Source organism: Kitasatospora sp. NPDC038210 (genome assembly GCF_055600605.1).
Genome location: NZ_JBVJYK010000043.1, coordinates 19,995 through 43,058 on the forward strand (window position 1 = coordinate 19,995; position 23,064 = coordinate 43,058).

Consider the following 23,064-nt stretch of genomic DNA (forward strand, 5'->3'; position numbering starts at 1 on the left):
ACGGACAAGGGACGGGCGCTGTGGCGGGTCGGGGAGTGGACCAGAACGAGCTGCTGAAGGACCTGCGCAAGCAGGTGGCGGCTCTGGAAGACGACCTGCGAGAGCGCAGCCAGGACGTATCCGAGTTTGCCCATACGCTGAACGACGAGTACCAGCAGGCGTGGGAGGCGGGGCGTACAGCGGCGCGGTACGAGAGCTGGCGCGAGGAGCGGATCACCCAGTCTGCAGTCGCTTGGGTCCTCGGCACGGTGTTCGTCCGTTTCTGCGAGGACAACGGGCTGATCGAGTGGCCGTGGATCGCCGGCCCTGGGGAGCGACTGGAGATCGCAGAGGAGCGCCATGAGGCGTACTTCCGGGATAACCCGGCGCAGAACGACCGCGACTGGCTCGTTGCTGCGTTCGATCACCTCGCGGCGGCGAACGAGACGGCGGGCGGGCTCTTCGACCGCAACCACAACCCGCTGTGGGGGCTCACACCGAGCTATGAGGCGGCGCGGGCGCTGCTGGCGTTCTGGCGGCGCAGGGACCAGGACGGGGAAGCAGTCCACCTCTTCGAGAGTGAGGACTGGGACACCCGGTTCCTCGGCGACCTGTACCAGAACCTCAGCGAGCACGCGCGGAAGACGTACGCACTGCTACAGACGCCCGAGTTCGTGGAGGAGTTCATCCTCGACCTCACGCTGGAGCCGGCGGTGGAGGAATTCGGGCTCTGGCCCGAGCTGACCGTTCGCGAGAGCGAGTCGCGTGTTGTTGAGCGGCGGGGGCTGCGGACGATCGATCCAGCGTGCGGTAGCGGGCACTTCCTTCTGGGGATCTTCCAGCGACTGCTGGCGAAGTACCGGGACGAGGCGGGGCCGGGCGTCGACGACTGGGCGAATGTGCGGGCCGCACTTGAGGCGGTGCACGGGTGCGACAAGAACCCGTTCGCGGTGAGCATTGCCCGCTTCCGGCTTCTGGTTGCAGCACTGAAGGAAGCCGGCGTCGAGCGGCTGGACCAGGCGCCGAAGTTCCCGATCAACGTTGCGGTCGGCGACTCCCTGCTGCATGGACGAGGCGTCGGCAAGCGTAAGCAGAAGGGCAAGTCGGAGGACGACCTGTTCTCGGCCATGGGGCTGGACGAGGATGGGGATGAGGGTGAGTCCGAGGGGGTGTTCGCGTATTCAACGGAGGACGTGAACGAGTTTGTCCGCAGCCGCGACCTCTTGGGGCGGCACTCCTATCACGTGGTGGTCGGAAATCCGCCCTACATCACGGTCAAGGACAAGCAGGAGAACGAGAACTACCGGGACGCATACTCAGCATGCTCGGGGAAGTATGCACTGTCGGTGCCGTTCGCGCAGCGGATCTTCGAGCTGGCGACGCGCGAGCAGCAGGGCTTCACTGGGCAGATCACGTCAAACTCTTTCATGAAGCGGGAGTTCGGCAAGAAGCTCATCGAGGAGTTCTTCCAGACGGTGAAGCTGACACACATCATCGATACCTCCGGTGCCTTCATCCCCGGTCACGGTACACCGACGGTGATCCTCGCAGGTCGCAACACCGAGCGGGGCTGGTCGGACCCGGTGCGTGTGGTGCTCGGTGTGAAGGGTGAGCCTGGGCAGCCAGAGGTGGCGGCTGAGGGCTTGGTGTGGCGTGCAGTCGTCGAGCAGGTGGGGAAGTCGGGAAGCGAGTCGGAGTACATCACCACAGCGGATTTGGATCGCGCGACCTATTCAACGCATCCATGGTCGTTGAGCGGTGGCGGCGCAGGTGATCTTCTGGAATCTCTCGAGCGTGGTGCGCCGGAAAAGCTTGAACCGCGAGCAGACTCACTCGGGATCACCTCCGTCACAGGCGAGGATGACCTGTTCTTGCAGCCTGTCAATGGGGCCGCCCGGCGACTGCGGCTGTCGGAAACCCGTCCGATGGTGACGGGGGACGTAATTCGAGACTACGCGCTCGAGCCTGCGTACGAGGCGATCTGGGTATACGACGAAGACTTGAAGCCTTTGCCTCTCGAGCGACTTGGCCATTCCCGCAGGTTGCTAAGTACCTACCGCACGGCCATTTCTAGCCGAAAGCGCTTCGGTGTTCCAATGTTGGAACGCGGGATGGCCTGGCACGAGTGGCAGGAGCTGTACCCGAGTAAGTTCCGGACGTCCCTTTCGATTGCGTTCGCTTTTGTGGCCACGCACAACCACTTCGTGCTGGACCGAGGCGGGAAGGTGTTCAAGCAGTCTGCGCCGGTGATCAAATTGCCGGAAGGTGCGTCGGAAGATGAGCATCTGGGCCTGCTTGGTCTGTTGAACTCGTCGACTGCATGCTTCTGGCTAAAGCAGGTGAGCCAAGCTAAAGGCGGGGCAGACAACTCCAGCGGTGGGGGCAACCGGTGGAGCGCGGAGGCTTGGCTTGAACGTTACGAGTTCACGGGGACGAAGCTGCAGGAATTTCCGATTCCGGCTGTTCTTCCCCGGTCGTTGGGCGAGAGGCTGGATGCACTTGGGCAAGCCGCCGCGGCACTCGAACCCGCTGCTCTGGTAGGCGGTCCGGGGGCGCCTACCCGCGCTGATCTCATTGCCGCTCAGGCCAGTCATGCCACCATCCGTCGCCGGATGATCGCGCTACAGGAAGAGTTGGACTGGCAGGTCTACGGCTCCTATGGCCTGTTCACAGACGCCGAGGCGGCATCTCTTACGGTTCCTAATCTTGACGACGTCCCAGAACTTGCTCTTGGCGAGCGTGCGTTCGAGATTGTGCTCGCCCGAAAGGTGGCAGCTGGCGAGGTGCAGACCGTCTGGTTCGACCGGCACGGCTCTACGCCTGTATCCGAGATTCCCTCGCACTGGCCCGAGTGGTACCGCGAGATCGTGCAACGGCGGATCGACACCATCGAGAAGCGCCGCGACATTGCGTTGATTGAGCGTCCTGAGTGCAAGCGCCGTTGGTCGTCGCCCACGTGGGAGAAGAAGGAAGCCGAGGCTCTCCGCACCTGGCTGCTGGACCGCTGTGAGCGTGCGGACCTGTGGTTCCACACCCGCGACGGCATGCGCCAACCGCGAACTCTCACACCGGCGCAACTCGCGGACCTGTTCGCCAACGACGTCGAGGCCGAGGCCGTCGCCGAGCTCTACGCCGCAGATCACCTCGGCAAGCCGGACCTCCGGCTTGCCGAGGTGTTGCGAGAGATCCTTGCCGACGAGCACGTTCCCTATCTCTCCGCCTTGCGCTACAAGGACTCCGGTCAGCGCAAGCGTGAGCAGTGGGAGAAGGTGTGGGAGCGGCAGCGCGAGGAGGACCGGACGGGGAAGCGGCTGGACATCGCCGTGCCGCCGAAGTACTCAGGTGCGGATTTCCGGAAGCAGTCGTACTGGTCGAACCGGGGCAAGCTCGACGTGCCGAAGGAGCGGTTCATCTCCTACCCGGATGCCGGGCCAGAGGCCGACCCCAAGCTGGTTCTCGGCTGGGCGGGTTGGGACCACCGTGACCAGGCGCAGGCCGTCATCAACTTGGTTACCGACCGTGTGGAGCGGGACAACTGGCAGGGTGACCAGCTGATCCCGCTTCTCGCGGGGATGCTGGAGCTCCTCCCCTGGCTGAAGCAGTGGCACGGCGAGTTCGATCCCGAGTGGGACGGCATTCCCGCGACCGACTGCCAGGAGTGGCTGGAAGCCCAGCAGCGCGACCACCACATCACCACGGACGCACTGCTCTCCTGGCGTCCGTCCGTCCCCAAGCGCGGCAAGGCCGCCGCCAAGTAACGTGCAGCCATTGCACGATCGCACAGACATGAACCTCCACGACGAAGGGACCGCGACCCGCGATGTCCAGCACTGAGCTCTTCCTCCGGGACGTCCTGGACATCCCCGACGCGGTCCTCGCCGGCAAGTTCAAGGTCGAGCTGTCCGGCGGGTTCGAGGAGACCCAGCGACTGGTCGACGAGTACGTCGTCACCGATCAGCTGAAGGAAGCCTTCGGCAAGGCGCTCACCCTCGTTCGCAGCTCGGTTCGCGACGGTTCGTCCAACGCCGCGTACCTGCACGGCTCGTTCGGCTCGGGTAAGAGCCACTTCATGTCCGTGCTCCACGCCGTGCTCAACAATGAGCCGGCCGCCCGTTCCAAGCCGCGTCTGCAGGAGGTCATCGCCGAGCACGACGACTGGCTTCGCGACCGCCGATTCCTCATGGTGCCGTACCACCTCGTCGGCGCCGCCGACCTGGACTCCGCGCTGCTCGGCGGCTACGTCCGTGCGATCCGCCGCATAGACCCGAACGCGCCGACGCCGCCGGTCTATCGGGCCGACGCGATGCTGGACGACGCCCGCTACAACCGCAGCATCGAGGGCGACGACCTGTTCATCCGCAAGCTCGGGGACCGCGCTGTCAGCGGCGGAACGGGCCACCCCAATGCCGCGGACGAGGACGACCTGGTCCCGCTGGAGGAAGCCGCGGCCCCCTCCACCGGCTGGACCAGCGCAGACCTGGACCGCGCGTTCGCGGCTCCGCCCGGCGACCCGCTGCGCGAGGCGCTCGTCTCCGCGCTGCTCAGCGGACCGATGAAGTCCTACGCTCGCGGCGCCAGCGGTGACGCGAACGCCTTCATCCCTCTCGAGGACGGCCTGTCCGTCATCAGCCGGCACGCCAAGTCGCTCGGCTACGACGGCATCGTGCTGTTCCTCGACGAGCTGGTCCTCTGGCTTCAGGCCAGGATGAGCGACCAGGACTTCGTGAAGACCGAGGTCGGCAAACTCGTCAAGATCATCGAGTCGGGGGTGGCGGACCGGCCGGTGCCGATCGTCTCCTTCGTCTCGCGGCAGAGGAACCTGTCCCAGCTCGTCGGTGAGGACGTCACCGGCGCCGAGGTGAAGAACCTGGAGTCCCAGGTCGGTTACCTCGCCCAGCGCTTCGACGTGATCAACCTGGAAGACCGGAACCTCCCGGCAATCATCAAGGAGCGCGTGCTCAAGCCCCGCTCCCCGGAGGCACGGGACGCCCTGGACACGGCCTTCGCCGACTTCGAGCAGGCGAACGCACGGGTCAAGGACGCGCTGCTCGACTCGCAGGGTGCGACTCAGGCGGACTGGTCGGACTTCCGCGACGTGTACCCGCTGACGCCGGCCCTGCTGAACGTCCTGGTCGCGCTGTCAGGTGCGCTCCAGCGCGAGCGGACCGGTCTGAAGCTGCTCCAGGACCTGCTGTGGCGGCGCCGCGAGGACATGAAGGTCGGCCAGATCATCCCGCTGGGCGACTTGTGGGACGTCCTCTCCGGCGGCATGGGCGATGCGTTCACCGAGAAGCTCCGCAAGGAGGGTGGGCAGGCCAACCGGTTCTACGAGAAGGTCCGCCCCTGGATGGTGGAGCGCTATCAGGGCGAGGAGAGCGCCGACTTCCAGGCCACCGACCGGCTCGTCAAGACACTCCTGCTGGCCTACCTGACCCCCGAGGTCCCGGCCCTGGCCCGGCTGACCGCGCGCCGTCTCGCGGACCTCAACCACGGTTCCGTCAAGCGCACCCGAACGATCACCGACGACAAGGTGGCCCTGGCACGCCTGGAGGAACTGCAGGGCGAGTTCGGCGGGGAGCTGCGCTCGGACGGCGGCAACGACCCGGTGTTCGCCCTGCACCTGTCCGACCTTGACGTCGAGCCGCTGCTGGACGCTGTCGGCGAGGTCGACCGGGTGAGCGCACGGCGCGTCTGGATCAAGGAGACCCTCTGGAACGCGCTGGACATCAAGGACACCGAGGGGTTCGTCTGCGAGCACGAGATCGTGTGGCGCGGCACCAAGCGCACCGCCGAGTTCGTCTTCGGCAACGTCCGTGATGCCCAGGAGATCCCGGACGACCACTTCATCCCCTCGGTGGACGGGCGGGTGCGCTTCGTCATCGACTACCCGTTCGATGTCGCCGGCCAGTACCCGAGCAACGACGCCGCGCGGGTCCGTCAGCTGCTGCGGGACGAGCGGCACCACCAGCCCACCGTGGTGTGGCTGCCGGCGCACCTCTCGCGTCAGCGTGCCGGCCAGCTCGGGCGTCTCCTGAAGATCAACTACGTGCTGGAGCGGGAGCGCCTCGACGACCTCGCGGTCAACTACTCCGCCGAGGACCGCATCCGCATGCGCCACCAGCTCCAGGCGCAGCGGGACAACCTCACCTCCCAGCTCACCGTCACGCTGGGCCAGCTGTACGGCATTAGCCGCCTGGACGAGGCCAACGCCGGTGCACCGGTGGGGGAGGACGGCCACCTGCTGTCGATGCTGCCCGGTCACCGGCCCCGGCTTGAAGCCGCTGCCGGCTTCAAGGGCAACATGCTCCGGATCGCCGACGGTGTCTTCCAGGAGCTGTACCCCAAGCACCCCAACTTCGACCCGTCCGGCAACCGCAAGGCAATCACCCCGGCCGAGCTGAAGACCGTGCTCGGCTGGATCACCAAGGCCATGGAGGACGGCTCCGGGCGCGTGGAACTCGACCGCGGGCAGATGGCCGTCGTCAAGAAGATCGTGCACCCGCTGGAGCTCGGGGAGGTCCACGACGGCCCGCTGACCCTGAGCACCGAGTGGCGCCGGCGGATCGACCAGTACGCCGCCCAGCAGCAGGTCACCGGCGAGTACAAGGTGGAGGACATCCGCCAGTGGATCGCCAAGCTCGGCTGGACCGGGCTGGACAAGCAGGTCAGCAGTCTGCTGATCGCCACCTACGCCCTGCTGGCCGACCGCTCCTGGGTCTACAACGGCAAGGCCGAGTCGGCGGCGCCGCCCCTGCAGTCGATCGGGGCCGGCCACGTCCTGCGGGCCCAGGAGAAGCCCAGCGAGGCTGAGTTCGCCACCGCGCGGGACCGTGCGGCAGCGTTGTTCGGCGTCTCCGGAGTGCCGCCGGTGCTGTTCGCCCGCAACGTCGCGAAGCTCGCGGCAGCGGTGCGTGCGAAGGCCGAGGCAGTGGAACCGGCCGTCGAAGGGGTGCGTAGCTCCCTCGGAAAGCCGCAGCACGCCATCGCGCTGGGCCTTGCCGATTCGCGTGCGCCCCGCCTGCTGGCGGCCCGGCATGCCGCAGACCTCGTCCAGCGGCTGACGCGGCACCAGGACGACACCCCGCTGATCAAGGAACTCGCCGCAGTCGCGTACGACATCACCGATCAGGAGCTGGGTGCCGCTGTCGGCTCGGCGGAGACCGTCCTCAAGGCGCTCGACCGTACGCAGTGGGATCTGCTGGAGAGCGTGCGCGAGTACACGGGACGGACCGACGGGATCGGCGACCGCGCGCAGCGACTGATCGCCGAGGTGGAACGTGCCGCTCACGACGACGAGTTCGCCCGCCAGCTCGCACCCGTCCTGGACAAGATCCAGCCGCAGTCCCTGGCGCTGATCCGGGACGCGGCCCGGCTGGCCGCTGTCGCCGCACCGGCGGCACCCCCCGCAGCGCCAGTGTCCGCCCCGGCGCAGGAGGAGCCGCCGACCGAGGCCGGCCAGGTCAGCCTGACCTTCCACGGCCAGCCGCCCCTGCCCACCTCATCCGCAGAGCCGAGCGTGCCTGCAGCTCCTGCCGGAAGCGCTGCTGTGGCTGGTCCTGCGGCAGCCGTGCCGCGCCGCTCCACGCGCAGGGTGGCAGCCCGGGCTGGAGAAACCGCGTTCGAACGAGCATTGGCGGATCTGCTGGGCGAGATCCGGGAGTTCGCCGCCACCAACCCCGATACGGAGATCGAGATCGGGTGGAAGCCCGCGGACGAGCCCGGAGCGGGCGGTAGCGTGAGCGAAGGGGCGGCGCAGTGATGTCGGCCCAGCCACCCCTGGTCAACCGCCGGGTCATCGAGGCGCTTCTGCGTCTGGAGCTTCCCAACGAGCCGGACCGCCGACTCGTCCTGGTCCACGGCCGGTACGAGACCGGCGCGGTTGCCGAGTTCACCGCCTCCCTGGCTGAGGACAAGCGCCGGATCGAGGTCGTGGAGCACCACTCCGTCCTCGGTATCTCCGACGCCTGGCACCGCCACCAGGAAGAAGCCACAGGCCCGGGTTCGGTGCTTGTGGTCACCACCACGGTCGAGGACGAGCAGCTCGGCTGGGACGTGCTCGGCCACGCCCTGCGCCGCCAGGTCCTGAGCGTCGACCGGGCGGAGATCGTCCGGCTGCGATTCGGCGCCACCGGTCTCGACCCGCGCATCCGCGCGGAATCCTGGCTGGTGAACGCCCTCCTTGAAGCGGAGCCCCACGGTGGCTGGCCGCGGCTCGGCTCCGTGCTCACGCTGGATGCGGCGATGCGCGCACTCGTCGAGGCCAGGCTGTCGATCAGCCAGGCATCCCCCGACGCGGCCGGCACCCGCGGAGATGGCCGCCGCGACACCCCGCTGGACGCTGACACCCTGCTGGCCTGGTCCCGCAGCCCCTTCGGGCCCGCCGCTTACGCGGCACTGGCCAAGGACGAGCAGCAGGGGATCCGGGACTGGCTGGCCAAGGTCGCCGGCAACGCGGCGTCGCTGCTGCTCGACCTGTGCGCCGCCGGCCGCGGCCAGGAAGCCATGGCCCTCGGCGTCGTCGGCTCTGTGGTGGCAGGCCCTGCTCCCTCGGCAGAGACCGGCCTCGCGCTCGGCGGGCTGTTCGGCACCATCCGGCCCAAGCCCGCCGACCTGCGTCCCTTCGCCCTCGCGGTCGAAGGAACACTGGTCCGCTGGCTGCTGCAGGCCGAGCAGGCAGGACCGGAGCAGCACGCGGCCCACAACCGGGCCCGGGAAGTCCTCGAGCAGGCGGACCGGCAGGCCCAGGAAGCCGGCCTGACCGAAGCCCTCGCGGGCAACGCGTACCTGCCCTCCGGGTTCCAGGCTCGCCTCAACGCACTCGCGGCTGTCCTCGACCCCTCCGGCCCCCGCACACGCAACGTTGCCGCGGCCGAGGCAGCCCTTGAGGAACTGCGTCGCCACCACCTCGCGGGCCTGCTGCGCCCGCGTGTCCGCACGGCCGAAGCCGCGGTGCGCCTGGCCCGGTGGCTGGCCGGCCCGCAGCCGACCATCACCTCCGTAGCGGACGCCGTTGAGCAGCACCTCGGCGACTGGGGCTGGGTGGATGCCGCCCTCACCGTCTTGTGGGCCGGCGACGCCGATGCCCAGGAATCGGTCAGTGCCGCCTATCACAGCGTCTACCACGCCGCTCGTGGTCGGCGTGCCGTCATCGACGAGATCTTCGCCCGGTACCTGCGTGAATGGGCACGCACCGCGACCGGCCAAACGCCGGCCGGGGCGCTCCTGGTCGAGAACGTGCTCGACACCATCGTCGTCAAGGTCGCCGGAAAGTCGGGCCGGGCACCGCTGATCTTGCTGGTCGACGGCATGAGCAGCGAAGTCGCGGTCGGCTTCGGCGAAGAACTCTCCCGCCGCGGCTGGCTGGAGACCGGCCCCGCCCGGGGCCGCCGCACGGCCGCAGTCGCCGCGATCCCCTCACTCACCCGCATCAGCCGGGCCTCGCTCCTCACCGGTAGCCTCACCCAGGGCGGCCAGTCGGTGGAGAAGCCCGGCTTCGAGGAGTTCTGGTCCCGGCAGCGCCGTTCGGCGGCCTTGTTCCACAAGGCGGACATAGGAGGTGCGGCCGGCCAGCGGCTCTCCGACAGGCTGCAGCGCGAGCTGGCTGGCGAGGCGGTCGTCGGAGTCGTGCTGAATACGGTCGACGACTCACTTGATCACGCAGCCCAGGGCGACCGCACCCGGTGGCGCCTGGCCGACGTGACCTACCTGGAGGAACTCCTCGCCGCCGCACGGCTCTACAGTCGGCCCGTCGTCATCGTCGCCGACCACGGCCACGTCCTTGAACGAGGCGAAGGACTTGACTCCCCGGCAGCCGCCGGGAGCGTAAGTGCCGCGCGCTGGCGCCTCGGCGAACCGGGCTCCGGCGAAGTCCTGCTCAGCGGGCCGCGCGTGCTCGAAGGCGATGGCCGCATCGTCGCGCCCTGGCGCGAGGACATCCGGTACACGCCCCGCAAGGCGGGCTACCACGGCGGCGCCTCCCTCGCCGAGATGACCGTCCCGGTGCTGACACTGCTGCCTGTGGACGCTGACCCGCCCAAGGACTGGTACCTCCTCGCACCGGAGGACGTCACCCCGTACTGGTGGAACGCAGGCAACCCCACCCGCGATGCGGCACGTGCTGCCGAGCAGACCAACACGTCGTCGACCTCGGCCAAGTCCACGGACGGCCAGGAACCGGTGGAGGAGACCCGCGAAGCCGCTGAGACGAGCATCCCGGCACACGGCCCGTCCTTCGGGAGGACGCTGGTGGCGTCCGAGACCTTCCGTTTCCAGCGGAGGTTCGTCCGCAAGCCGCCCGAGCCCGAGGTCATGGCCGCCGTCGTCGACGCCCTGGTGGCAGCGGACGGCGTCCTGTCCCTGACCGCGGTGGCGGCGGCAGCGGGCAAGGCCGGCCGCAACGCCGACGGCTTCGCCGCCACACTGCAACGACTCATGAACGTAGAGGGCTACCCCGTGCTGGAGTTCAGCGACAACGGAAGCAGGCTGCGGCTCAACGTGCCGCTCGCCCGTGAACAGTTCCAGGTGGACAGCTGATGAGCACCATTCAGCCCCCCTCCGGAGGCCAGGCGGCTTCCGTGAGCGCGGCCCGCCGCCGCGACGTGGTTGACGCCCTGCGCCGCGGCACGGTGCCCCAATTCGGGCTCGATCTCTTCGCCGTCGGCCTCGACCGCTTCGAGCGAGCCCTCGACGACGACCTGACCGTCGTCACCCGAGGCGGCGCCGCCTTCCACGCCGTCCGCGGCGACTACGGATCCGGCAAGACCTTCTTCGCCCGCTGGCTCGCCGAGCGCGCCAAGCGCATGGGCCTGGCCACCGCCGAGATCCAGATCTCCGAGACCGAGACCCCGCTCCACCGGCTGGAAACGGTCTACCGGCGCCTGACCGAACGCCTGTCCACCGCGAGCCACGCCCCAAGCGCCTTGCGCGCCATCGTCGACTCCTGGTTCTACACCCTCGAAGAGGAAGTCCTCGACGCCGAAGACGTCCCCGAGGACGACACCGAAGCCCTCGGCAAGGCCGTCGACGCACTCATGGAGTCCCGCCTCGCCGACGTCGCCCGCACCACCCCCGCCTTCGCCGCCGCCCTGCGCGGCTACCGCCACGCCAAGGCCGCAGGCGACGCCGCAACAGCCGAAGCGCTCATCGCCTGGCTCGGAGGCCAAAAGTCCGTCGCGGCCGGCGCCCGCCGAACCGCCGGCGTCCGCGGAGACCTCGACCACTTCGCAGCCCTCGGCTTCCTCCAGGGCCTGCTGACCGTCCTGCGCGACTGCGGACACCCCGGCCTGCTGCTCGTCCTCGACGAGATCGAGACCCTCCAACGCGTACGAGGCGACGTCCGGGAGAAGGGCCTCAACGCCCTGCGACAGCTGCTGGACGAGATCGACGCCGGCCGCTTCCCCGGCCTGTTCCTCGTGATCACTGGCACGCCCGCGTTCTACGACGGACAGCAAGGTGTGCAGAGGCTTCCCCCACTGGCACAACGCCTGGCCACCGACTTCACGACCGACCCGCGCTTCGACTCACCCCGCGCGGTCCAGCTGCGCCTTGCCGGTTTCGACCTGGAGCGGCTCGGTGAGCTCGGCCGCAGCGTCAGGGACCTCTACGCCGGTGCTGCCCGCAACCCGGACCGGGTCGCCGAACTCGTCGACAACGCCTACATCGCCGAACTCGCCACCGCCGTCACCGGAGGGCTCGGCGGCCAGGTCGGCATTGCCCCGCGCGTCTTCCTGCGCAAACTCGTTGCCGATGTCCTCGACCGGGTCGACGAGTTCGATGATTTCGACCCGCGCCGGCACTACGCCCTCACCCTCTCCTCGGCCGAGCTGAGCGAAGCCGAACGCAGCGCCGCCTCGGCGGGCGACATCGAGCTCGACCTATGAGCGACGCCCCCACACCCTCCGGCTCAGGAGCCGGGACGGCCGCGCTGTCCCGGCTCCAGCCCGCTCTCGTCCACCACATCGTCAACTCCCTCGGCTGGCGCGAACTCCGCCCCCTCCAGCAGGAGGCCATCGCCCCGCTGCTCGACGGATCGGACGCGGTCCTGCTCGCCCCCACCGCCGGCGGCAAGACTGAAGCCGCGTCGTTCCCGCTGCTGTCCGCCATGGAACAGCACCGCTGGACGGGCCTGTCGGTGCTGTACGTGTGCCCGCTCAAGGCCCTGCTGAACAACCTCCTGCCCCGCCTCGAAACCTACGCCGGATGGCTCGGACGGCGCGCGGCACTCTGGCACGGCGACATCCCCCAGACCGCACGCCGGCGCATCCTCACCGACCCGCCGGACATCCTGCTCACCACGCCCGAGTCGATCGAGGCCATGCTGGTGAGCACCAAGGTCGACCAGCACCGCCTCTTCGCCGACCTGCGGACCATCGTCGTCGACGAGGTCCACGCCTTCGCCGGCGACGACCGCGGCTGGCACCTGCTCGCCGTCCTCGAACGCCTCCAGCACCTCGCCGGACGGCCCATCCAGCGCGTCGGCCTGTCCGCCACGGTCGGCAACCCCGACGACCTCCTCCACTGGCTGCAAGGCTCGGGCCGCGGACAGCGCCCCGCCCAGGTCGTCGCCCCCGGCGTCGACCTCGCCCCACGAGCCGTCGCCGACGCCACGACGGTGACACCACCGGGAGACATCGAACTCGACTACGTCGGATCGACCGCCAACGCGGCCAAGGTCATCGCCGCCCTCCACCGAGGCGAGAAGCGGCTGGTCTTCTGCGACTCCCGGCAGCTCGTCGAAGAACTCGGTGCCGCACTTCGCGCCGCCGGCGTCACCACCTTCCTCTCCCACGCCTCCCTCTCACTGGACGAACGGCGCCGCGCCGAAGCCGCCTTCGCCGAGGCCCGCGACTGCGTCATCGTCTCCACCAGCACCCTCGAACTCGGCATCGACGTCGGCGACCTGGACCGCGTCATCCAGATCGACGCCCCCGCCACCGTCGCCTCCTTCCTCCAGCGCATCGGCCGCACCGGACGCCGTGCAGGCTCCACCCGCAACTGCCTCTTCCTCGCCCGCAGCCACGAGGCACTGCTGAGTGCCTCGGCCCTGCTTGTCCTGTGGGGCCGCGGCTACATCGAACCGGTCACCGCCCCGTCCGAGCCCCGGCACATCGTCGCCCAGCAACTCCTGGCCCTCAGCCTGCAAGAGCACAAGATCGCCCAGGGGCTCTGGAATCAGGGTTGGAACGGCCTGCCCCCGTTCGACCGCACCGCCGAACCCATCCTGCGGCACCTAGTCGACCACGGCTTCCTTGACCAGGACGGCGAGCTGCTGTTCATCGGCCCGGCCGCCGAGGAGAAGTTCGGCCGCCGCCACTTCATGGGCATCACCGCCGTCTTCACCGCACCACCCGAATTCACCGTCCTCGCAGGCCGCCAGGAGATCGGCCGCACCGACCCCATGCTCCTCACCGAGAAGATCGACGGCCCCCGGGTCCTCCTGCTCGGCGGGCGAAGCTGGAAGGTCACCTGGATCGACTGGACCAGGCGCCGCTGCTACGTCGAGCCCTCAGATCTCGCCGGCCGCGCACGCTGGTTCGGCACCGGCTACAGCGGCACCTCCTACGCCCTCAACCAGTCCGCCCGTGACGTCCTGCTCGGAACCGACCCGCCGGTCAAACTCACCCGCCGCGCCACCCAGCAACTCGCCCACGTGCGCGAGGAGAACGTCGACACCGTCCACCCCGGCGGCACCGTCATCACCCGAGCCGGCGACGACATCCGCTGGTGGACCTGGGCCGGCTACCGCGCCAACGCCACCCTCACCGCCACCCTCGCCGGCCTCACCGACGAACGCCAGCGCTTCACTGACGAATACCTGCGCCTACGCACCGACCTCACCCCGCAGATGTGGAAGGCAGGAGCGGCGGATGCGGTCTCACGGCTGTGCCTGCCCGACGTCGATGTGAAAGCCATGCGCGGACTGAAGTTCCACGAGGCACTCCCCGAGCGGCTGGCTCTGGCCACACTCGCCACCAGGCTCGCGGACCTCGACTCAGCGGCGTCCGTCTTGGCCGAACCAGTCAGGTTCTCCGTCCAAGTGAGCTGAGAGCACCGGGCCGGCTCTCCGGCCTAAGCACGAGGGTGCTCCGCTCGGAGCGGCCCTGTCCCGGGAACCGCTACAGTGGTGGGCGATGCTCTGCGGCGTCCAGGAGGATTGCGCCGCCGTCGACCTGGGCCTAGGCGGAGTCGCGGTTGAGAGCGGAGGCGCATTCCGCAGTTGGTTGGCATCAACCTGTAGAGCGAGTCGAGTGTCGGCGGCGATGGTCGGAGTGCTTCGCGCGGTGCTTCATGCGGTTGCGCCAGCGGGTCAGAAGCCTGCGTTCGGGATCCGGCAGGGGAGTGGCCAGCTGGCGGCTCAGACGGTCGGCTTCCTGCACGACAGCGCGGATGTCGGTAGCGGTCGCCGTCGCCTTGCGCTGTCCGAGGTCCTGGAGAAGAACGCGGATACGTTGGAGGGCAGGGTCGGTGGCCCTCTGATCGAGAACCCACTGCTTGAACTCGCGCATCAGAGGGGTGACCGCCTCGCGGTCCTCCGGTGATAGCCGCCGCGCGTAGACCGGGCCCATGGTTTTGCGGATGCGCTTCGTCGCGCCCAGGTCGCCCGCGTCTCGAGCGGCACGGAACTGCATGGCGAGATCGTCGAAGAGCACGCGCGCCTCGGAATAGTGCGCCCCGGGGCCGTCCCCGCCGATATGGCGGTTGGCCGACGCGTCGGTCGGGGACTGGCTGGTGCCAGGGTCCCGGAGTGGTGTGGCACTTCCGTCTGTGGGAGGCGTGGTGCGGAACACAGTCCGCCAGTCGTAGAGCCGTTTCCGAAGGGGCAGCGGTATCGACGGTTCGCCGATCCGGTGTGCGATGCGGTCGGCTTCTTCGAGGGCTCGGTACTGGTCGAGGAAGGTCGGGACCGTCTCCTGAGCGTCGAGCAGGTCGAGCACGGTTTCCAGACACGCAAGCGACTCGCTGTCGGTTTGGCTCTGCCGGTTCAGGTCGTTGTGACTCTGAGTCGGCAATGATCCGATACGCGTGGGTGCCTCAGGAGTCCGCTGGAGCTCATGTCCAGCGGTGGCAGGAGTTTCGACCGGTGCGGGGGAGAGCAGTGGATCGTCGCTACGAGGTTCGCTCCGAGCTGCCTCGCGCGTTCTCTGTGCTGCGGCGATGGCGCGGGTGAGCGCTGTGGTGTGGAGCTGTGCTTGGGAGATCCCCCGGTTGTTGAGCGCGAGAAGACGTACGGCTGCGCCGCGCTGCCCCTGCAGGCCCGTCAGCCATCGCTGCGCGCTGGCGATCACCTTCGCCAGATGGCGGCCAGGCTTTCCGGGTGTCGTCCGCCGACATCCGAGTGCTTCGGTGACGAGCCTCTGGACCTGCTCCACACTTGCGCCGCCGTCCCTCGGCCAGGACGTAGGGGGCGTGGGGCTCTCAGGCAGACGGTCGGTAGGCCGGGCATCGTCGGTGGGCGGGGGTACTTCCAATCCGACCGCCGACGCGATGTCGGCCAGGTATGGCAGCCGGGTGCCGGTAGACGTCCTGACCCGAGCGGACAACAGACGCCCGCTTCGTCGGTCCACCTCGATGAGGAGGTCCCGGCGGACGGAGATTGGAAGACTGGAGAGCACCAGGTTCGTCGCTTCGGCGAGTTCGTCCCAGGTCACCGTCGCCCCACGGCCAGCTGCTCTCTCCAGCGCCATCTTCAGATCGTCCACCGCGGCACGGGCATGCTGCGGTAGCTCGCCCGGCATCACTGGCGGTCGCTTCTCGGGGGAAGGCACCACGGCCTGGCGCTGGGAGGTCCGATGCTCAGGAGGACCACCCTTGGAGGGTTCCTTCCGAGGTGCGCTCTGGGCCGGAAGAGCGGGCGCGAGCTTCTTCGCGGGCCTCGGGGTGGGTGTGGTGGCTGGAACCGGTGACACGGGCTGAGGGGGTGGGGGCGGCGTCCACAGGCCGGTACGGTGGGCCTCGCGCGCGTTGAGACGCTCGAACGTCCCCGCCTGGATTAGCCATTGAGGGTCACCAGTGCCGTCCGGCTCCGTCAGTGCGATCCGTGTGGTGCCGGTGAAGCGGTAGACGTGTTCCGCGGATGGGTGGGGTACGTCGTCCGGGATTGAGATCAGCGCACGGACGATCCGGCTGTCCGGAGGTCTGACGTCGGCGGCCACGATGTATCGGCCGACGTCGGCGAGCGGCGAGTTGGCCGGGGCGGGGGCTGCGGTGTCCAGGACGAAGGCGGCGCCGCCCTGGAGTGCAAGGGTGGCAGGGCGAGGGCGGGGCCGCACGATCGTGCCGACTGTTATGTGTTCCTCGGGCGTCTTCGTGAGCAGTCCTGTGGGTGTCAGGGTGCAGTCCTCGAAGGGCGTCCAGTCGATTGCTGCCTGGTGTGGCCGTTCGGCGCCGACGTAGACGCGACGGGCCGCGCCCTCGGTTTCGCAGCGGACCCGGAGGGTGTAGCCGAACCGCCCCAGCATCTCCCGTGTGATCGGGCCGTCTTGGTTGAAGATCCAGTCGATGCCGTCCGCATCGTCGGCGAGTTCCATGTCGGCTCGGCGCCAGGCCCGGTAATCGAGACCGCTAAGTTGGAAGCGGAATCGCTGGCGAGTCTTCGGGATATGGACGTCGACGGCGTCGCCCGGGCCGGTACCGAGATTGCGAAGTGTGGCGGTGCCGGAGAGCTGGCTCTTCCGGAGCCAGCGTTCCACGCCCTGCTTGATGAACAGGTGATCGGCGCTGTCCTCGCCGTTGGCGGTGCGATGACAAACGAACGGTGAGCCGTCATGGTTGGGGTGATGTGCGAAATGGCACACCTTGTCCCGATAGAGGCGGTCCGCCAACTGTCTCCCGCATCCTCCGAGTTTGGTGCCACACCAATAGGTGTAGCTCGGGTGCAGCTTCCGCCAACGCTGCAGCTCGTGCGCCTCCATCGGCAGGATGATCGGTGTCTCGGAACTCGCATCGCCGATGACGCCGGTCTGGACGAGACGATGGTCGAAGGCTGCACACACGGGGGGACTTCTCCGGTCAGGTGTCCGATGGTGGTGAAGGAGGAACGGGATCGCCGACACGTTCGGGCGTGGCGCATGGTGCCAGCGTAGAGCGAGGCCGCCAAAAGGGGCGCCTGCTTGCATCAATATGGCGAGCTGCATAGCATTCTGGATTCGTCGCACGTCGCACGTCGCACTGAGTAGGTCTTGCTCTTACCGGCGAGCTGACGGAGTGCCCAGGATCGTGGATCCCCTGTGCGCCCGGAGCAGCTGCATCTGCATGCTGAGGCAACGAAGCCCTGCCGGCGTGGGAGTCGGGGCTTGTCGGCCTGGCTGCGAGCACGGCCGAGGTGGGGCCGTTACGGGAGTGCTTCTGGAACTCTACCCGGGCACGGCGTTCACGTCGGCGTCCGGAAAGCGCGGGTGTGAGGACGCGTCGTGGCTTCTACAGTTCCCTTAGACGGCGAGAGTAGTGGGGTGCGATGTGGCGCGTGTGGTCATGGTCCACGGAATGGGCAAACAACTCTTCGGAGAACAATCACTCTTGACGCAGTGGTGGCCCGCCATGGCCGATGGGCTGCGCAGAGCCGGTGCCGATGGGGCTACGAAGCGCTCGGACGTTGCCATGGCGTTCTACGGGGACGTGTTCCGACCCGCCGGACAGTTCCTCGCGGCGGGCGATCTCCCCTTCAGCGCTGTGGACGTCGGCCAGGGCTTCGAGCAGGAGTTGCTGCTTGCGTGGTGGCGCGCGGCGGCCGAGTGTGACCCGGCGGTGATGCCACCGGGCACCCCCGACACGCTCGTAGCCACTCCGAGGCTGCCGCAGGCCGCGCTGCGGGCTCTCTCAGGATCGCGGTTCTTCGCCGGTCTCGGGCTGCGGGCCATGGTCTTCGACCTGAAACAGGTGCACGGTTACCTGCTCGACCCGGATGTACGGGCCCGAGCGCGGGGTCGGGTGATGGATGCGATCGGTGAGGACACTCGTGTGGTCGTGGCCCATTCGCTCGGTTCGGTGATCGCCTACGAGGCGCTATGTGCCATGCCCGGTCACCGGGTGCGGGCCCTGGTGACCATAGGGTCGCCGTTGGGCATCCCGAACCTGATCCTGCATCGCCTGGAGCCCGAACCAGTCGCATTGGACGGAACAACCAGAGGAGCCTGGCCTGGCGGTGACAAACTCATCTGGACCAACCTCGCAGACAAGGGCGACGTGGTGGCACTGGTGAAAGACCTGCGCCCGGCGTTCGGAGACGCCCTACGCTGCGCTGTTGTGCACAACGGCGCCCACGCGCACGACGCTACCTCGTACCTGACCGATGCGGTGTGCGGCCAGGCAATTGCCGAGGGCCTCGGGTGAACGGCTCGGCGATGGGCGGTGTAGGCGAGGAAGAAGCGCGCCGGTTCCTGATTGCCACGGCCGTTGCCAGGTATCCGAAATGCCCCGACTGGGACCGGCCTACGTTGGATGACGCTCGTGAGCGTGTCATCGACCTGTTCACCCGTGACCTTGGATACGAGCACCGGACCGCGCTCGGCCTGAGCCCCACTCGCACTCAACTGACTGACCAGCTTCGGGCATTCTGTATGTCGCCGGACCGGCGCGAGGATGACCTACTCGCGGTGTACATCTCCAGCCACGGTGCAATCCTCGACGACGGTGACCACGTGCTCCTCACAGCCGACACCGACCCCGACGACATCAGCTACACCGCCCTTCCCACCGCTGAGCTGGCCAGGGTATTGCTGCGCGACACGCGGCTCCGCCGGTTGCTTCTGGTGCTTGACACCTGTTACTCGGGGCAAGGCGGTAACGAGATGGCCGCGGCGGCGTTGGAACGCATCAGTACTCAGTGGGGCCAGGCGAACGGCTCTGGGCTCCTGATCGTCTCCTCCGCCCAGCCGCATGAGCAGGCCCAGGCCGGTTTGTTCCCACGCTTGTTCGCTGATTCTGTGGGCCGGTGGGCTACGGCGGGGCATGGCCCGGACGCGCTCCCAGTTTCTGCGGTGGTGCAGCAGATGAACGATCACCCCGAGCGGCCCGGCTACCAGCACATCACTCTGTCTCAGATCGGACTTACTGGTGAACCGCCGGCCTTCCTGGCCAATCCGCGTCACAACCACCGCCTGGCCGGAGTCGACCTCGCTCTCCAACAGGCCTCCCAGTTCGACGAACACGCTCGACGCCGTGACACGGAACTGACCTCTCGCCTGCTGATCCGCGCTATGGGATACAACTCTGGCGATGCTCCGGCGTGGTGGTTCTGTGGCCGCGGCGCCGCGCTGTCTGATCTCGCCCAGTGGCTGGGAACCCCCGCCCATGGCAGCCAGCAGGCCTGTCGGATCGTCACTGGTGCTCCCGGGTCGGGTAAGACCGCCGTTCTCGGACTGATCGCCGCCCTCACCCACCCCGAGCGCTGCCGCACAGTTCCAGTGGGCGCCCTCGGCCTCAAGCGCGATCTGATTTCGGAGGAGGCCGTCGACGTTGCTATCTACGCTCAAAACCTCTCTGACACCGATGTCCTGCAAGGCATCGCCGCCGCAGCAAAGGTGCGTGTGCACACCGTCGGCGAACTTCTTCACGCCCTTGGTGCGCAGACCACCGGGCGGCCGTTCACCGTGCTTGTCGACGCCGTTGACGAAGCCGCCACACCCGAGACTCTCTGCACGCAGGTCCTGCGACCGCTGAACGACCACGCTGGCGGGCGGATCCGGCTCCTGTTGGGGACTCGTCCCTATCTCCTCCACCGGCTCGGCATTGATCCGGCCGCCGGTACCGGGCAGGTCGTCAACCTTGACGACCCACGCTACGCAGACCCGGAGGCTCTGCAGGCGTACACCGCCCGGAACCTCCTGGAGGCCTATCCCACATCCCCGTATCGGCGAAGCCCGCGCATACTCAGGCTGGTCGCTCAAGCGGTTGCCGAGGCTGCCGGCACCTCCTTCCTCGTTGCCCGTATCACCGCCAGCACCCTGGCAGCAGCAGATGCCGTTGTTCCAGACCCACTGGACCAGGCATGGCGCGCCAGTCTGCCGCGCTTGCCCGGGCGAGCCATGCATGATGACCTAGCTCGCCGCCTTGGTCCGGATGCACAGAAAGCCTCGGACCTTCTACGGCCCCTGGCCTTCGCTGAAGGCCAGGGCCTGCCTTGGGAGGACATCTGGGCACCGCTCGCCTCGGCCCTTTCCGGTCGTCAGTACACCGATGAAGATCTGCTTTGGCTGAGGCGGTCGGCCGGCTCGTACGTGGTGGAGGCCACAGAATTCGGCCGCTCTGCCTACCGTCTTTACCATCAGGCATTGGCCGAGTACCTGCGAGACGGCCCTACGCTGCAAGCGGCTCACGCCGCATTCGCTGAGATCCTCACCAGTCGGGTCCCCTACCACCTTGACGGCACTCGTGACTGGTCTCGCGCCCACCCCTACGCCCTCCACTACCTGGCTACCCATGCAGCCGCCGCTGGGCAGCTCGACGATGTCCTCGGGGATGCCGAATACCTGGTTCATGCAGACCCTGGTGGCCTAGTCCCGTATCTGCGTCTCGCTAATACTGAGCTCGGTAATTTGGCATCAGCGGTTTACCTCTCTTCTCTCGGGGTTCATCGGCAGCTCGCGCCAGCCCACCGACGCTGCCTTTTGGCAGTCGACGCGATGCGCTACAACAGTGCTTTCCTTTCCTCCGCCTTCAAGAGCCGAGCGCGCCCGGGAAGCTGGCAACCCATTCACGCCACCGGCGGACACGTGTCTCCTGCACTCAGGAATACGCTGATCAAACACTTTGACCCTATGTATCGGGTAGCGTGCACAGAGCTTGATGGGCGCCCGATTGTCGCCACCAGCACTGACGGGCAGGTATGGGTATGGGATTTGGCATCCGGCCTACCGATTGGTAAGCCGCTCGACGGGCATAGTGGCAAGATCGTGGACGGGCTGGCATGTGTACTAATAGAAGGCCGGCCGATCGCTGTCACAAGTGGGCATGACGGCACGCTGCAGATATGGGACCTGGCTACTGGGCAACCGATCGGCGAGCCGCTGACTAGGAAATACTATCCAAACGAAATCGCATGCACGATACTTGACGGGCGACCTATCGCGCTCACAGCCGGAGACGATGGCACGGTGCTGATGTGGGATCTTGCAAATGGGAAATCATTTGGCGTTCCTCTCGTCGGGCACCAGAGCGAGGTGGTATCGATCGCGTGCACGGTAGTTGATGGGCGGCCCACCGCTGTAGTCGGTGGACAGGACGGCACGCTGCGCGTGTGGGACCTGACTACTGGGCAACCAATCGCTCCACCGCTCGCCGGACACGGTCGCAGACTTTTCTCAATCGCCTGCACGATGCTGGATGGTAAGTCAATTGCTGTTACAGGTGGAGATGACAGCACCGTCCTTGTATGGGACCTGGCTACCGGGCAGCTGATTGGCGACCCTCTGACGCAGTACAGCCGTCGTGTAGTGCCTGTGGTGGCATGTTCTGAGATTGATGGTCGGGCGACTGTCCTGATCAGTGGGGATGACGGCACTGTCGAAGTGTGGGATCTGGGTACCCGACAGCCGATCGGCGAACCCCTAGTTGGCCACGAGGATGGAGTAAATGAAATAGCTTGTTCGGCATTGAATGGTCAGCCAGTGGCCATTACTGTAGGCATGGACGGGACCGTCCGAGTGTGGGATCTGGCCGATAGGAATCCCGTAGGAAAACCGCTCATCGGCCATCGCGATAATGTGTTCGCGACGGGCTATAGCCTCATTGATGGTGTTCCGATTGCTGTCACCAGCGACCGTATTGGCCCGATCAAGCTATGGGATTTGACATCCAGGGAACTCATTGGCGAACTATTGCCCGCGGCCCGTGGCATCGAGGAAGCGTTTTGCGTCAAAGTTGACGGGCAACTGCTGGTCGTCACCCGTTCATACGGCGGGGAGGTCGAGCTGTGGGACGCAGCTTCACATGAGTGTATTGGCGAGCTGGTTACTGCCACGAACAGCGCAATTCAAGCAGTGGCATATGTGACTGTCGATGGTCGATCATGCATAGTCACAGGCAACAGCAGAGGAACTGTCGAACTGTGGGATCTGAGCTCCCGGAAGCCCATAGCCAAGTTGCTGACTGCGCGAGGTGAGTTGCAGGCCGTGGCATGCGCTGTGGTCGGCGGTCAGTTCATTACAGTCGCCTGCGGCATGAGCCGCGAAGAGCGGCAGGTGTGGGCGGTGCTTAATCGGCGGTCGATTGATGAGCTGCTGACCACCGAGGGGGACCCGGTAGACCGTGACTGGCTTGACTGCGCCCTGGTCGGAAGCCAGTCGATTGCTAACGAAGACCGTTATCCTGGAATTCTTGCGTTCGAGCTAAATCTGGCTAACTATGGCGACTCATTTAATGACATTGCGTGCGCTCTGATAGGCGGGCGCCCTGTGGTGTTCACGGGTGGACTTGACGGACGCGTGCATGTATGGGACTTGCTCACTCAACGCTGCCTGGACACTCTCGTTCTCCCAGGTACCTGCACAAGTCTCGGGGCAGGCGCCGACTATCTGGTAGCTGCGTTCGGTCCGGATATTGCCGTCTTCACTCAGTGGACGTTAAGTCCCGTTTCTCTTGTTTCGTGATCGCTCGTACGTGTGAACGTTGGCCGTACTGGCGTGCTGGCCGGGGTTCGGGTGATGTTCTGCGGCTCATGGACAGACGGGCGTATCCGAGCGACTTATCGGATGAGCAGTGGGCGTTGATCGAGCCGATGATCACGGCCTGGAAGCAGGACAGGGTGGCGCGGTCGGCTACCGGGGATCCGGGGTCCTGTGATCTGCGGGAGGTCGTGAATGCGATCTTCTACCAGAACCGGACGGGCTGTCAGTGGCGTTACCTGCCCCATGACCTGCCGTCCTGGTCGGCGGTGTTCTACTACTTCAGCCTGTGGCGCCAGGACGGGCTCGACCAGCGGATCCAGGAACTCCTGCGTTGCCAGGTACGGGAGAGAGCCCGCCGATTAGAGGACCCGTCCCTCGTGATCATCGACACCCAGTCCGTCCGCGCGGCCGCCGGTGTCCCGAAGAGCACGACGGGTCTGGACGCGAACAAGAAGGTGTCGGGGCGCAAGCGGGGACTGGCCGT

Annotated in this window: 9 protein-coding genes; 8 read left to right on the plus strand and 1 reads right to left on the minus strand. The window is 67.2% G+C overall.

Annotated features, from left to right (window positions below):
* The first annotated feature begins 35 nt into the window (after positions 1-35).
* The 5 genes from pglX (at position 36) to ACZ7KX_RS40300 (ending at position 14,023) form a co-directional block, all read left to right on the plus strand.
* Positions 36-3,737 (plus strand): BREX-2 system adenine-specific DNA-methyltransferase PglX, encoded by a 3,702-nt coding sequence (gene pglX, locus ACZ7KX_RS40280; protein ID WP_470330909.1) that lies wholly within the window; start codon positions 36-38, stop codon positions 3,735-3,737.
* 62 nt (positions 3,738-3,799) lie between these two features.
* The gene (locus ACZ7KX_RS40285) at positions 3,800-7,738 is read left to right on the plus strand and encodes a DUF6079 family protein (RefSeq protein ID WP_470330910.1); all 3,939 of its coding nucleotides are present in this window, start codon (positions 3,800-3,802) and stop codon (positions 7,736-7,738) included.
* Positions 7,738-10,512 (plus strand): BREX-2 system phosphatase PglZ, encoded by a 2,775-nt coding sequence (gene pglZ, locus ACZ7KX_RS40290; RefSeq protein ID WP_470330911.1) that lies wholly within the window; start codon positions 7,738-7,740, stop codon positions 10,510-10,512. The genes ACZ7KX_RS40285 and pglZ overlap by 1 nt, the downstream gene beginning before the upstream one ends.
* Entirely contained in the window at positions 10,512-11,858 is a 1,347-nt protein-coding gene (brxD, locus tag ACZ7KX_RS40295) for a BREX system ATP-binding protein BrxD (protein WP_470330912.1), read from the plus strand. The genes pglZ and brxD overlap by 1 nt, the downstream gene beginning before the upstream one ends.
* Positions 11,855-14,023 (plus strand): DEAD/DEAH box helicase, encoded by a 2,169-nt coding sequence (locus ACZ7KX_RS40300; RefSeq protein ID WP_470330913.1) that lies wholly within the window; start codon positions 11,855-11,857, stop codon positions 14,021-14,023. The genes brxD and ACZ7KX_RS40300 overlap by 4 nt, the downstream gene beginning before the upstream one ends.
* Positions 14,024-14,204: 181 nt before the next feature.
* Here ACZ7KX_RS40300 and ACZ7KX_RS40305 read toward each other — a convergent pair whose 3' ends face one another.
* Positions 14,205-16,970: a hypothetical protein gene (locus tag ACZ7KX_RS40305; protein ID WP_470330914.1), complete on the minus strand. Its 2,766-nt coding sequence runs from the start codon at positions 16,968-16,970 to the stop codon at positions 14,205-14,207.
* 490 nt (positions 16,971-17,460) lie between these two features.
* On the opposite strand from ACZ7KX_RS40305, the gene ACZ7KX_RS40310 reads away from it, so the two are divergent.
* The 3 genes from ACZ7KX_RS40310 to ACZ7KX_RS40320 all read left to right on the plus strand — a co-directional run.
* Positions 17,461-18,306 (plus strand): lipase family protein, encoded by an 846-nt coding sequence (locus tag ACZ7KX_RS40310; RefSeq protein WP_470330915.1) that lies wholly within the window; start codon positions 17,461-17,463, stop codon positions 18,304-18,306.
* Positions 18,303-22,562: a hypothetical protein gene (locus ACZ7KX_RS40315; RefSeq protein WP_470330916.1), complete on the plus strand. Its 4,260-nt coding sequence runs from the start codon at positions 18,303-18,305 to the stop codon at positions 22,560-22,562. Before ACZ7KX_RS40310 ends, ACZ7KX_RS40315 begins: the two co-directional genes overlap by 4 nt.
* A 68-nt stretch (positions 22,563-22,630) precedes the next feature.
* On the plus strand, positions 22,631-23,064 hold a 434-nt coding region (locus ACZ7KX_RS40320), incomplete at its 3' end, for a transposase (protein WP_470330917.1).